The organism is Microbispora sitophila, from assembly GCF_014892245.1.
Lineage (GTDB): Bacteria > Actinomycetota > Actinomycetes > Streptosporangiales > Streptosporangiaceae > Microbispora > Microbispora siamensis.
This window is the reverse complement of record NZ_JADBGC010000034.1, coordinates 92,943-106,272: the sequence shown is the minus strand read 5'-3', so window position 1 is coordinate 106,272 and position 13,330 is coordinate 92,943. Positions and strand designations below refer to the sequence as shown.

The 13,330-nt window shown below is 69.9% G+C and carries 10 protein-coding genes; 3 read left to right on the top strand and 7 right to left on the bottom strand.

The features are described from left to right. Positions 1-348 precede the first annotated feature (348 nt). Positions 349-1,437 (top strand): AI-2E family transporter, encoded by a 1,089-nt coding sequence (locus IL992_RS40810; RefSeq protein WP_193208638.1) that lies wholly within the window; start codon positions 349-351, stop codon positions 1,435-1,437. Between the two features lie 15 nt (positions 1,438-1,452). Here the strand turns inward: IL992_RS40810 and IL992_RS40805 are convergent, their stop codons facing one another. Next, a complete protein-coding gene (locus IL992_RS40805) occupies positions 1,453-2,598 on the bottom strand; it encodes a hypothetical protein (RefSeq protein ID WP_193208637.1) in 1,146 nt (381 codons plus the stop codon). Between the two features lie 151 nt (positions 2,599-2,749). Between IL992_RS40805 and IL992_RS40800 the strand changes: the two genes are divergently transcribed. Further along, positions 2,750-3,160: a hypothetical protein gene (locus IL992_RS40800; protein WP_193208636.1), complete on the top strand. Its 411-nt coding sequence runs from the start codon at positions 2,750-2,752 to the stop codon at positions 3,158-3,160. A gap of 19 nt (positions 3,161-3,179) precedes the next feature. Here the strand turns inward: IL992_RS40800 and IL992_RS40795 are convergent, their stop codons facing one another. From IL992_RS40795 to IL992_RS40775, 5 genes are all read right to left on the bottom strand, one after another. Next, positions 3,180-4,553, bottom strand: a complete 1,374-nt coding sequence (locus IL992_RS40795) for a hypothetical protein (RefSeq protein WP_193208635.1) — start codon at positions 4,551-4,553, stop codon at positions 3,180-3,182. A 366-nt stretch (positions 4,554-4,919) separates the two neighbouring features. Then, positions 4,920-6,398, bottom strand: coding sequence for a carbohydrate-binding protein (locus tag IL992_RS40790; protein WP_193208634.1), 1,479 nt, complete (start codon positions 6,396-6,398; stop codon positions 4,920-4,922). Positions 6,399-6,432: 34 nt separating this feature from the next. Next, positions 6,433-8,034 (bottom strand): chitinase, encoded by a 1,602-nt coding sequence (locus tag IL992_RS40785; RefSeq protein WP_193208633.1) that lies wholly within the window; start codon positions 8,032-8,034, stop codon positions 6,433-6,435. Between the two features lie 5 nt (positions 8,035-8,039). Then, on the bottom strand, positions 8,040-9,374 hold the full coding sequence (locus IL992_RS40780) for a cellulose binding domain-containing protein (protein ID WP_193208632.1): 1,335 nt from the start codon (positions 9,372-9,374) through the stop codon (positions 8,040-8,042). A gap of 436 nt (positions 9,375-9,810) precedes the next feature. Beyond that, complete coding sequence (locus IL992_RS40775; RefSeq protein WP_319019146.1) at positions 9,811-10,611, bottom strand: glycoside hydrolase family 18 protein; 801 nt, start codon at positions 10,609-10,611, stop codon at positions 9,811-9,813. A gap of 319 nt (positions 10,612-10,930) precedes the next feature. On the opposite strand from IL992_RS40775, the gene IL992_RS40770 reads away from it, so the two are divergent. Next, positions 10,931-12,019, top strand: a complete 1,089-nt coding sequence (locus IL992_RS40770; protein ID WP_193208638.1) for an AI-2E family transporter — start codon at positions 10,931-10,933, stop codon at positions 12,017-12,019. 15 nt (positions 12,020-12,034) lie between these two features. Here the strand turns inward: IL992_RS40770 and IL992_RS40765 are convergent, their stop codons facing one another. Continuing rightward, positions 12,035-13,180, bottom strand: coding sequence for a hypothetical protein (locus tag IL992_RS40765; RefSeq protein ID WP_193208637.1), 1,146 nt, complete (start codon positions 13,178-13,180; stop codon positions 12,035-12,037). Positions 13,181-13,330 lie beyond the last annotated feature (150 nt).

The window sequence follows — 13,330 nt, the reverse complement described above, 5'->3', positions numbered from 1 at the left end:
ACCACCAGACCCAGAAGATCGAAAAGCACGAGGAGCCGCCGGCAACCAGCCCGCACACACAAGACAACCACCGAAGTGATCGAAGAGGAGTGCGCCGAACCGCGCCGACACCACAAGATTACCAGGGCCTGCCGGCGACTTGGCCCGGGTAAGCTCCAACGCACCCGCCCGGAGACCTATTCCCGCAGGTCGTGAACCGGATGGAAGTTCCGCACGAATCGAACGGCCTGAGGCCCGGCTTCATTCCCGTCACGACTCGCCCGCGCGAGCAAGGGTAGGGGCCGGGGCGTGCTACGACTGATCCACCTTGCACAGCCTTTCCACAAGGAGAAGGGGTAGGAACGGGACGTGACTCGACAGGGGTTCCCTCGTGCCCTGATCGTGCTGGTCTGTGCCGCGGCCGCAGTGATCACCCTCGCCGGCGTCCAGGCGGTGGGCTCGATCGTCGGCCCGGTCGTCCTGGCACTGACCCTCGTCATCGCCGTCTCCCCGGTACGCGGCTGGCTCGCCCGCCACAAGTCTCCGGTGTGGCTGCAGGTGGCCGTTCCCCTTGCCGTGGTGCTGCTGGTCCTGCTCGGCATGGTCGCGGTGCTCAGCCTCGCCGCCGCGCAGCTCGCCATCCTGGCTCCCACGTACGCGGAGCAGTTCAACGCGATGGTGGCCGACCTCCAGCACTGGGCGGCGGGCCTCGGCTACGGGAGTGAACAGCTCAACAAGGCGCTGTCGTCGCTCGATTTCGGCAAGTTGATCGGCGTCGCACAGAGCGTCTTGAGCAGCCTTCTGGGAGTGTTGTCGAGCCTGTTTCTGATCGTCGTGCTGTTGCTGGCCATGAGCCTCGACGCCCCCGTGTTCGCCCGGATCGTGGACGCCGCCTCGGCGGAACGGCCCGCCCTCGCCCGTGCGCTCAAGACCTTCACGTACAGGACCCGCCGCTACCTGATCGTCTCGACCGTCTTCGGCCTCATCTGCTCGGTCCTGGACGTCATCGCGTTGTACGTGCTGAGCGTGCCGCTCCCGCTGCTGTGGGGGGTGCTCGCCCTCATCACGAACTACATCCCGAACATCGGATTCATCCTGGGCCTCATCCCGCCGGCGTTGCTCGGGCTGCTGGAAGGCGGGCCCAAGACGATGCTGCTGGTGATCGTGGCGTACATCGCGATCAACGTGGTGATCCAGTCGTTCATCCAGCCGAAGTTCCTGGGTGACGCCGTGGGGCTGTCCACCACGGCCACATTCCTGTCGCTGATCGTCTGGGCGTGGGTGCTCGGTCCGCTCGGTGCGCTGCTGGCGATCCCGCTGAGCCTGCTCGTCCGTGCCCTGCTCGTCGACAGCGATCCGGACGGCGCCTGGGCCGCCGCGCTCATCTCCGGGCGGTTACCCGAACGCTCTCCGGCGCCCCACCCCGACCCGCGGCCGGAACAGCCCGAACCCCGGTGAGGCCGTCGGGCCATGTCAGCCTCGCAGCCGTTCGACGCCGAGCACTCGTGCGGCCTCGGCGTCGGTGGCCGCACGGACCTCGACGAAGCCGTTCTCGTTGCGCAGGATGGTGACGATCCCGGTGAGCAGCGTTCCGCGGCGGATGCGGTCGCGGGCGACGACCTCCCTGTCGAGCGACAGAGCGTCGCTATGGGCGTTCTCGCCGGAGGCCCACACCCAGGCGCGGCCGCTGAAGCCGGGGTAGGGCCCGATCAGGACGGTGCGCACGTGGGCCTCCTCGAGCCGCAGGGTGGGTGCTCGATGCGGGTTCAGCTCCGCGCCGATGCGCCGGCTCACGCGCAACTGTGTCGCGTATCGCTCGAGCTCCTCCTGCGACCAGGAGCCGATGGCCGCGGGGAGGTTGCCGAGCATGTCGATGCGCAGGTCGCCCAGTGTCTCGTCCAGACGCCGCCAGGAGCCGCGCGTCTCCTGCGGCACAGTGAAGCGGCGTTCGGCGTCGCCGTCCGGCAGGTCCTCGGCAGGGTAGGACCAGCGGATCACCATCGCGGGCGCGGGTCGCGGCAACGGTCGCAGCGCGGGCCACTCCTCCGGCCGCGGCGCGGCGGAGCCGGGATCGAGCGGAAGGACCTCACGCATCCGGGCCGCGGCCATGCCGCCCGCCTCGGATTCCGCGCCCAGCGCCGGACCGGCGGTGTCGGCGAGCGGCCAGAACCGCAGCAGCCACGCCTCCTCGACGGCTTCGGTGACGCTCTCGTCGCCGTCGACCGGCTCCGTACGAACCGGTCCGGCATAGGCCCGCAGGCCGTAGGCGAAGAACGGCGGACCCAGCAGCAGCCGCTGCCCCGACGGGGCCCGCATGAGGCCACACAGCCCGACGATGCCGCCCGGACTCAGATAGAGGACCTGCCCGGCCTCCGTCCAGGGCTCACCCGGTGGGGGAGGTTCGGCGTCCCACGCCTCCATCCGTACGCGCGCGTTCCACGCCCACGCCTGGCTTCTCACGCCGACCTGGCCCAGGGCGACCTGCCCGGGCTCGGCGAGCAGCGCGCCGGCCGCCTCTTCCGGTTCGGCCTCGGCGCCGAGGCCGGACGCGTCCAGGAGGTCGAAGCGGCCGTAGGAGATCGGCACCTCGTCCTCGACGCTGCGGATCAGTTCGGCCAATGCGTCCCTCCCGTGGCGATCACGCGTGCGGGTGGAGACGCTAGCGGCCGTGGGCGACATTCCGGGCGAAGGCATCCGCAGGGCCGTCGGACGGGGCCCGACACGGAGCGTCTGCGGGGTGCGCCGCCGTGCTCCGACTTAGGGTCTGATCATGCGGCGATGGGACAACGACGAGCGCTTCACCGGGATCACGGACGCCTCGGCGATGGAGCCACAGGTGTCCGCCCTGCTCGACGCGATGGCACGAGACGGTTGGGTGACGGAGGAACCCGAGGCGCATCTGCTCCCCCACCTGCGCCGGGCATGCGGGTCGGAGTGGCTGCTGACCGGCGAGCGCCTGCTCGACGACGGTGTGTACGAGGTGACGGTGTCGCTGGCCGGCGACAGGGAGGGCGTCCACGTGCTCCGCGACGTGATCCGGCTGCTGTCGGCGATCGCCGAGACCGTCTTCTTCGTACGGCAGGCCGCACCGGGCGTGTTCGAGTGCGTGACCGGAATGCTCGAGGGCGACCCGCCCGGCTTCAAAAGCCACGGCCACATGGTCCGCCTCATCGTGACCTGAGACCCGGCGGGACCCCGTCTCAGGCGGCGGGGACGGTCTTCTTCTCCCCCGGGACCGGCGACGGCGTGGCCTGCGCGTACCTGCGGCGCCACGGGATGGCCGCGATCAGCACGGGGAACAGCACCAGCGAGCTGATCGCCCAGGGCGCGTGCAGCTCGCCCCACTTTGGCCCGCTGAACTGCGTGAGCACGATGTATCCGATCGCGGCCCACAGCGTGCTGCCGAGGATCGCCGGCCAGGCCCAGCGGGTGGGCCGGGCGACCAGGAACGGCATGAACCACAGCAGATACTGCGCACCGAGGCGCGGGGTGAAGATCATGAAGGCCAGCAGGATCGCGATCGTGACGTCGACCGGGTCGGCCTTGCGCCACCAGACGAGGCAGGCCACGATCGCGGCGTAGATGAGGTATTGGCCGATCCTTGCCGGGAGCGGGTCGAGGTTCCAGTTGCCCCCGCTGACCAGCGCGGTCCAGCCCCAGTCGCCCGTGATCGGACGGACGTCGCTGGGCCGCAGCCCGATGGTGTTGAGCACCTCGGGAAGCTGCCGCCACTCCGTCCAGCCGCCGATCGGGAGCGTCAGCAGGAAGAACACCGGCGAGACGCCGGTCGCGACCAGCGAGACCAGGCGGCTGCGCAGCCCGGGCAGGAACATCAGCAGGGCCGGCACGAGGATCACCGGCCAGCTCTTCGCGCAGAGCGCGAGCCCCATGAGCAGCCCCGCCCACACGGCCCGGCCCGTCGCGGCGCGGTCCTCCTGCGACGGGTGGACGATGCGCCGCACGATCTCGCCCGGCGAGATCCAGGGCAGCGGCAGGTCACGGTTCGCGAGCCGCAGGCGGGCCCACGGCAGCGGCTCGGGCCGCCGCCAGTCACCCGGGCCGCGTGCCACGATGTACGCCGCGACTCCGAAGACCAGAGAGACCGGCTCGACCTGGCCGTGCACGGAGGCGACGAGGATGGCGAGGGGGTTGCAGGCGTACTGGAAGGCGCGCAGCTTCTCGGTCCGCGCCCCGGCCAGCTTGCCGACCAGCGGGATCAGCACGACGTCGGCGACGACGGTGACGATGCGGCCGGCGTACTCCCACGGGATGCCCAGCCACAGCAGCAGGCCGTACATGTAGGGGATCGTCGGGAGGAAGTGCCATCCGCCGTTGCTCTCGAGCACCGGGTCGCGGTGGTCGAGGATCGCCACGCCGGCGGGCTGGAAGCTGTTGACGTAGTCGACCGGCTGCCACTGGGTGTCCCTGGCCGACAGGACCATGATCAGCACGCGTACGGCGATGCCGAGCGTGAGCGTGACGACCAGGGACGGCCGCCAGCCCTTCCATTGGGCGACGAGCGCGAGCACGACGCCGGCGACGAGGACGATGCTGGTGGGGATCGCGTATTCCATGACGATGCCAAGACTGCCTGACGAATGGCAAAACAGGCGACTCGATCCCTGATTCGGCGAATCGGCCATCGCGATCCGTCACGATTAGGGGTATTGTGACCACGGAGCGTTACATCCAGGAGACTTCGATGAAAATTCGCCTGTGGATCACCCTTGCCGTGGCCGTGATCGTCGGGATGCTGATCGGCCTGCTCGCCCCCACGCACGGGGGCGACCGGCGCGGCGGGTAGGGGGGTCGTCCCCGCCGGACCGGCCGCCTGCTCATGGACGCCCGACTCGGATAGGCGCGCTCACACCGCGCGCGGCGGCGAAGGGATCCGGTCCGGCGGGCCGTGCCCGGATCCCTCACCGTCGGTATAAGGCGGGTCAGAAGCCCGCGGTGATCCTGGTGAAGTCCCAGTCGTTCTGCGCGATGCCGCTGCAGTTCGACACCACGCCGCCGCCCGGGCAGCCACGGTCGCGGTTGACCGCCCAGAAGGCGAGCCGGCCCAGGCCATGCGAGTTGGCCCAGTCGCGGATCTGGGTCCAGGTGGCCACGGAGGTGAGCTCCTGCTGGTCGGACAGGCCGTTCATGCCCGAGATGCCCATGTGGGCGTACGCCTGGGCGTCGGTCCAGCCCCAGGCCGCCTTCAGCGCGTTCTTCAGGCCCTCGGCCGCGTTGACGGTGTTCTGGTACATGTTGGCGCCGCCGCCGAAGTCGAACGGCATGATCGTGTAGTTGTCGATATTCACGCCCAGCGCCTTCGACTGGTTGATCAGCCGGGTGCCGTAGTAGGTCGGGCCGGTCGTGCTGGTGCCGAAGGTGACGACGACCTTGACGTTCGGGTTGTTCTGCTTGATGATCTTGAGCCCGCCGAGGATGCGATCCTGGACGGCCTCGTTCTCGAACTCGTCGGTGTTCTCGATGTCGAAGTCGACCGCGGCCGGGTTGTAGGCGTTGATGACCTGCTGGACGGCCGAGGCGAAGGCGGACGAGCTGGAGCAGTTCGGGCCGAGCTTGTTGCCCTGCCAGCCGCCGAATGAGATCTGGACGTTGCCGCCCGCGGCCTTGATCTGCGAGATCGCGGTGGCGTCGACGCTGCCGGACAGCGGGCGGGAGCCGTCCCACGCCGGGGTGCAGCCGCCGCCGGAGAGCATGAAGGCCATCGTGAACTGCTTGACCCCGGTGGCGTTCATGACCGTGGCCGGGTTCGGCGGGTTGCCCCAGCCCTCGTACAGGTACGGCGCACCGGGCAGCTTGCCGCCGCCGCTGGTGCAGCCCGTGGTGGTGCCCGTCACCGAACCGCTCGCCGCGGACTCGCCGTTCGAGTTGTACGCCTTGACCGTGTACGTGTGGGTGGTGCAGGTGCCGAGGCCGGAAACCGTGGCGCTGGTGCCGCTGACGGTCGCCTTGACCGAGGTGCCCTCGTAGACGCGGTAGCCGGTCACCGCGCCGCTCGACGCGGACCACGACAGCGAGATCGACGAGTTCGTGGTGCCGGTGACGGCCGGGTTGCCGGGCTTGCCCGGCGCGCCGGACGGAGGCGTAGGCGACGGGCTCGGGGACGGGTTGCCCCCGCCGCTGACCTGCTTCCAGAGGGCCGGGACGTTCGGCGGCTCCCAGCCCGTCAGGGACGTGTGCGCCTGGATGCACTCGTAGTCGACGCCGTTGTAGGTCACCCGGGCGCCGATGGCGTACCAGGTGTTCGGGGCCCATGCCGGGTAGGCCAGCATGACCACGCTGTTCGGGGCCGCCGAGGCGGACGCGGTCGTTCCCGCGACCAGTCCGGCGACGGCCAGGAGGAGGGAGGCGAGCAGGGCCAGGGCCGCCCTGGCGCGCCGGCCCGTACCGAAGCGAAGCTGCATTCTTCCTCGCAAAGGTGGGGGGTGGGTGGGGGGATCACTTCAGGGCGTCGAGATACGCCCTGTGGGAGCGGGAGAATTCGGAGCCCGTGTACTTGTCCCAGTTGACGGACCAGGCCATGAGGCCGCGCAGGCCGGGGAAGACGCCGTGCGGCCGGTAGGAACCGCAGCCCGTCCCCTTCGCCAGGCAGCCGAAGGCGCTCTGCACCTCGGCCGTGCTCGTGTAGCCGTTGCCGGCGTACGGCGCGGCCGGCAGGCCGATCGCGACCTGCTCGGGACGCAGCGGCGGGAAGGTCGCGCCACCGGCCACGGGGAAGCCGGTGAGCAGCATGTCGGTCATGGCGACGTGGAAGTCGGCCACGCCCATCGTGTGGTACTGGTTGTCGAGGCCCATGATCGGCCCGGAGTTGTAGTCCTGGACGTGCAGCAGCGTGAGGTCGTCACGCAGCGCGTGGATCACGGGCAGGTACGCCCCGGAGCGGGCGTCGGCCGTGCCGTTCTGGCCCGAGCCGTAGAACTGGTAGCCGAGCTGGACGAAGAACGTCTCGGGGGCCATGGTGAGCGTGAACTTCGCGCCATACCTGGCCTTGAGCGTCTTGATCGCGGAGATGAGGTTCACGACCACCGGGGTGGTCGGGTTGCGGAAGTCGGTGTCGCCGGGGTTCAGCGACAGCGAGTGGCCCTCGAAGTCGATGTCGAGGCCGTCCAGGCCGTACCTGTCGATGATCGCGGCGACGGACTGGACGAACTTGTCGCGGGCGGCGGTGGTGGTGAGCTGGACGACCCCGTTCTGGCCGCCGATCGAGATCAGCACCTTCTTGCCGGCCGCCTGCTTGGCGCGGATGGCCGCGACGAAGTCGGCGTCGCTCTCGACGTTCGGGCATTCCGTCACCGGACAGCGGGTGAACCGGATGTCACCCGAGGTGGGCGAGGTCGGCTCGCCGAAGGCCAGGTCGATGATGTCCCACGCGTCGGGGACGTCGGCCATCCGGACGTAGCCGGAGCCGTTGGCGAACGAGGCGTGCAGGTAGCCGGCCATCAGCCGCTTCCCGCTTGGTGGCGGCGGGCTCGGCGAGGTCGACGGTGACGGTGATGGCGACGGGCTCGGGCTCGCCGAAGGTGACGCCGACGGAGAAGGTGAAGGAGAGGGCGAGGTGCCCGGGCCATCGAGGACGACGTCGTCGGCGTAGTAGGCGCCCTGGCCGTACCAGCCGTTGACGTAGATCGTCACGCTCGTCGTGGACGACCCCGTGGTGAACGACGTGGACAACTGCGACCACGACGCCCCCGGCGACCCCCACGTCTGGGCGTTCACCCCCGTGCCGGTCGCCCCGAGGAACACGTAGTTGCCCTGCACCCACGCCGACAGCGCATAGGTCGTGGACGGCTTGACGCTGATCGTCTGCTGGCACCGGGCGTAGTCACCGCCGGCCGGAGTCGCCGACAACGCCTTCGACCCGCCGTGCACCGGACTCGACACCACCTGCGCAGAGGACGCGCACGTCCACCCCGACAGGCCCGACTCGAACCCCGGATTCGCCGCGATGTTGGCGGCATGGGCCGGGCCGGTGAACGTCGCCGTGAGCAGCCCGGCGAAGGCGAGGGACGCCGCCGCGCCCAGGCCGATGAGCTTCTTCATGTGCCTCATCCCGTGTACGAAGCGAAGATCTTGGAGAACTCGTAGGGCGACTGGGGGATGTTGGTGCAGGAGTAGAGCGCCCCGGTGCAGGCGTTGCGGTCGCGGGTCGTCTCCCAGAAGGCCAGCAGGCCGAGGTGCTTGTCCTTGGCGAAGGCGACGAGCTGGCGGGCGTCGTCCTGGTTGTAGATCCGGCCGTCGTCGTTTTGGCCCAGCATCGGCGTGACCCCGACCATCCGCCACACCTGGGCGTCGGACAGGCTGGGATACAGGCTCTTGAGCTGCGTGAAGGTGCTGTTGGCCGCCTGGACCGCCGCGTCGCCGTAGTCGACGGACTGGTAGTAGTCCATGGCCATGACGTTGACGGCGTCGAGCCTGACCCCGGCGTCGCGCGCGGACCGGACCACGTTGAGGCCGTCGGCGGTCAGGCCGTTCGGCAGCACGGGCAGCGTGAGGGAGATCTTCAGGTCGGGGTGGGCCTGCTGCAGCCGGGCGAGCGCCTGCGACCGGCGAGCGATGGACGCGGGCTCGGCCGCCGCCGATCCCTCGATGTCGAGGTCGATGTACTTCAGGCCGTAGGCGGTGACGACGGCGTCATATTCGGCGACCAGCGCGTTCACGTCCGTGCACGCCTGGGCGAGCTCGATGCCGGTCGCGCCGCCGAAGGACACCTTGACGTCCCCGCCGCCGGCCCGGATCGCGTCGATCTGGTCCTTCGCCCACTTCTGCCGTGGGTCGTACGCGTTGAACCACATCGCCTTACAGCCCGACGCGGTGACGAACGCGAGGGTGAAGCTCTTCAGGCCGGAGGCCGAGGCCATCGCGCTCAGGCTCGGCGTCGGCCAGGCGCCCATGTCCACGTACGGCGCGGTGCGCAGGGCCCCGGGCGCGGGCGGCGGCGGGCTCGGAGACGTGCTGGGGGACGCGCTCGGTGAGGGGGACGGCGAGGTCGTGACACCGTCGCACGAGCCGCCGTTCAGGCGGCAGTTCGCCGGCTTGCCGGGGCCGCTGTTCACCCAGCCGAACGTCGTGGAGGCTCCGGCAGCCAGGCCGCCGTTGTACTCACGGTTCTTGAAGGTGTAGTGGTCGCCGGAACGCGTCATCAGCGCGTCCCAGTAGGACCCGACCGTCGAGCCCGCGGGGAGGTCGAACTCGACCGTCCAGCCGGAGGTCGCGGCGGTGCCGGTGTTGGTGAGGGTGTACCGGCCCTGGTAGCCGGAGCCCCAGTCGGAGTCGGCGGAGAAGACGGCCTTGACCGTGGCGGCCTCGGCGGGCACCGCGACGAGAGCGAGCGCGAGTGCGGCAATCGCGGCGAGCGCACGCCAGACGTACCTGGTTTGCATAGACACAACCTCTGTGGGGGGGTGAACGGGGAGGTCATGGGAATCCGTACGGCCGGCGCCTGACGGAGGCGGCCGATCGGAACAGCACCGGCCGTACGGCACTCAAGGGCGTCTGGTGACGGGACGCGAGAGGAAGACGCTAGGGGTGAGGAAGGGCCATTGTCGGCTCCCGGTCGTTCTTTTAGGAAAGTTTCCTAAGAGTTGTACGGATCGTAGCTTCGCGGTCGCTGGTTCACAAGACCCAATTCGACAGCGTTCCTAACGAACCTTGTCAGCGCTGGTAGACGCGCGGAACCGGGTTATGCGCGCGTTAAGGGCCGGCTGCTCGTCCGTTAAGCCGGGCACGGTTGAGGCGGCCACGGTCAAGTGCGAGCACGTTGAGGCAGGCACGTTTGAGGCGGGCACGGGCACGGTTGAGGGGCAGGGTGTGGCCGGCTCAGCGCAGGATCGCGCCCTCGCGGACGGCGTGCCGGCCGTCGCGCTGCACGTTGACGAAGTCGACGAGGCCGACCAGCTTCTCCAGGTCGAACCCGGCATCCATGCGATCGTCGTCGGCGGGGATGTAGACCGTGAGCAGGTAGCGGCGGCCGGTGGCCGCGCCGAGCGCGTCGAGTTGCGCGCGGAACTCGGCCAGCAGGGCCGTCAGGTTCCGCCTGTCGTCGACGCCGGTGTGGTTGCCCAGGTGCCCCTCGCCGCCGGGCCACTCCCAGTCGACGTCGATGCCGTCGAAGACGCCCGCCGCGCTGCCCGGACCACCCCTGCCCTCGGCGCCCGGCAGGTCGCCCCTGATGTACGCGTCGAGACACGACTTCACGAACCTCTGCCGGGTGGCGGCGGTCCGCGCCACATCGGAGAAGTACTTGGAGTAGGTCCAGCCGCCGATCGAGATCAGCGCCTTCAGGCCGGGGTGGCGGGCCTTGAGCTTCTTCAGCTGGTTGAAGTTGCCGGCGAGCGGGGCGTCCGGAGGGTCGGCCACGCCGTCCAGCGACTCGGCCGCCGTGAAACCGCGCTGGTAGTCGGCCCAGGCGTCGCCCGCGCCGTCGCCCTGGTCGGGGTCGTTCGGGTCGGGCGCGAGCGGCCGGGTGACCCCGGTGAGACAGGTCAGCGAGCCGGGGTCGATGTTCGCGAAGGCGTAGAGGACGTGGGTCAGCCTGCCCGCCAGGCCGCTCGTGTCGAGGTCGCGCACGGTGGACGTGGCGCCGTACGCGCCGCGCTGCGGGACGTACCCGAAAAGCACGAGGAGCCGCCGGCAACCAGCCCGCACACACAAGACAACCACCGAAGTGATCGAAGAGGAGTGCGCCGAACCGCGCCGACACCACAAGATTACCAGGGCCTGCCGGCGACTTGGCCCGGGTAAGCTCCAACGCACCCGCCCGGAGACCTATTCCCGCAGGTCGTGAACCGGATGGAAGTTCCGCACGAATCGAACGGCCTGAGGCCCGGCTTCATTCCCGTCACGACTCGCCCGCGCGAGCAAGGGTAGGGGCCGGGGCGTGCTACGACTGATCCACCTTGCACAGCCTTTCCACAAGGAGAAGGGGTAGGAACGGGACGTGACTCGACAGGGGTTCCCTCGTGCCCTGATCGTGCTGGTCTGTGCCGCGGCCGCAGTGATCACCCTCGCCGGCGTCCAGGCGGTGGGCTCGATCGTCGGCCCGGTCGTCCTGGCACTGACCCTCGTCATCGCCGTCTCCCCGGTACGCGGCTGGCTCGCCCGCCACAAGTCTCCGGTGTGGCTGCAGGTGGCCGTTCCCCTTGCCGTGGTGCTGCTGGTCCTGCTCGGCATGGTCGCGGTGCTCAGCCTCGCCGCCGCGCAGCTCGCCATCCTGGCTCCCACGTACGCGGAGCAGTTCAACGCGATGGTGGCCGACCTCCAGCACTGGGCGGCGGGCCTCGGCTACGGGAGTGAACAGCTCAACAAGGCGCTGTCGTCGCTCGATTTCGGCAAGTTGATCGGCGTCGCACAGAGCGTCTTGAGCAGCCTTCTGGGAGTGTTGTCGAGCCTGTTTCTGATCGTCGTGCTGTTGCTGGCCATGAGCCTCGACGCCCCCGTGTTCGCCCGGATCGTGGACGCCGCCTCGGCGGAACGGCCCGCCCTCGCCCGTGCGCTCAAGACCTTCACGTACAGGACCCGCCGCTACCTGATCGTCTCGACCGTCTTCGGCCTCATCTGCTCGGTCCTGGACGTCATCGCGTTGTACGTGCTGAGCGTGCCGCTCCCGCTGCTGTGGGGGGTGCTCGCCCTCATCACGAACTACATCCCGAACATCGGATTCATCCTGGGCCTCATCCCGCCGGCGTTGCTCGGGCTGCTGGAAGGCGGGCCCAAGACGATGCTGCTGGTGATCGTGGCGTACATCGCGATCAACGTGGTGATCCAGTCGTTCATCCAGCCGAAGTTCCTGGGTGACGCCGTGGGGCTGTCCACCACGGCCACATTCCTGTCGCTGATCGTCTGGGCGTGGGTGCTCGGTCCGCTCGGTGCGCTGCTGGCGATCCCGCTGAGCCTGCTCGTCCGTGCCCTGCTCGTCGACAGCGATCCGGACGGCGCCTGGGCCGCCGCGCTCATCTCCGGGCGGTTACCCGAACGCTCTCCGGCGCCCCACCCCGACCCGCGGCCGGAACAGCCCGAACCCCGGTGAGGCCGTCGGGCCATGTCAGCCTCGCAGCCGTTCGACGCCGAGCACTCGTGCGGCCTCGGCGTCGGTGGCCGCACGGACCTCGACGAAGCCGTTCTCGTTGCGCAGGATGGTGACGATCCCGGTGAGCAGCGTTCCGCGGCGGATGCGGTCGCGGGCGACGACCTCCCTGTCGAGCGACAGAGCGTCGCTATGGGCGTTCTCGCCGGAGGCCCACACCCAGGCGCGGCCGCTGAAGCCGGGGTAGGGCCCGATCAGGACGGTGCGCACGTGGGCCTCCTCGAGCCGCAGGGTGGGTGCTCGATGCGGGTTCAGCTCCGCGCCGATGCGCCGGCTCACGCGCAACTGTGTCGCGTATCGCTCGAGCTCCTCCTGCGACCAGGAGCCGATGGCCGCGGGGAGGTTGCCGAGCATGTCGATGCGCAGGTCGCCCAGTGTCTCGTCCAGACGCCGCCAGGAGCCGCGCGTCTCCTGCGGCACAGTGAAGCGGCGTTCGGCGTCGCCGTCCGGCAGGTCCTCGGCAGGGTAGGACCAGCGGATCACCATCGCGGGCGCGGGTCGCGGCAACGGTCGCAGCGCGGGCCACTCCTCCGGCCGCGGCGCGGCGGAGCCGGGATCGAGCGGAAGGACCTCACGCATCCGGGCCGCGGCCATGCCGCCCGCCTCGGATTCCGCGCCCAGCGCCGGACCGGCGGTGTCGGCGAGCGGCCAGAACCGCAGCAGCCACGCCTCCTCGACGGCTTCGGTGACGCTCTCGTCGCCGTCGACCGGCTCCGTACGAACCGGTCCGGCATAGGCCCGCAGGCCGTAGGCGAAGAACGGCGGACCCAGCAGCAGCCGCTGCCCCGACGGGGCCCGCATGAGGCCACACAGCCCGACGATGCCGCCCGGACTCAGATAGAGGACCTGCCCGGCCTCCGTCCAGGGCTCACCCGGTGGGGGAGGTTCGGCGTCCCACGCCTCCATCCGTACGCGCGCGTTCCACGCCCACGCCTGGCTTCTCACGCCGACCTGGCCCAGGGCGACCTGCCCGGGCTCGGCGAGCAGCGCGCCGGCCGCCTCTTCCGGTTCGGCCTCGGCGCCGAGGCCGGACGCGTCCAGGAGGTCGAAGCGGCCGTAGGAGATCGGCACCTCGTCCTCGACGCTGCGGATCAGTTCGGCCAATGCGTCCCTCCCGTGGCGATCACGCGTGCGGGTGGAGACGCTAGCGGCCGTGGGCGACATTCCGGGCGAAGGCATCCGCAGGGCCGTCGGACGGGGCCCGACACGGAGCGTCTGCGGGGTGCGCCGCCGTGCTCCGACTTAGGGTCTGAT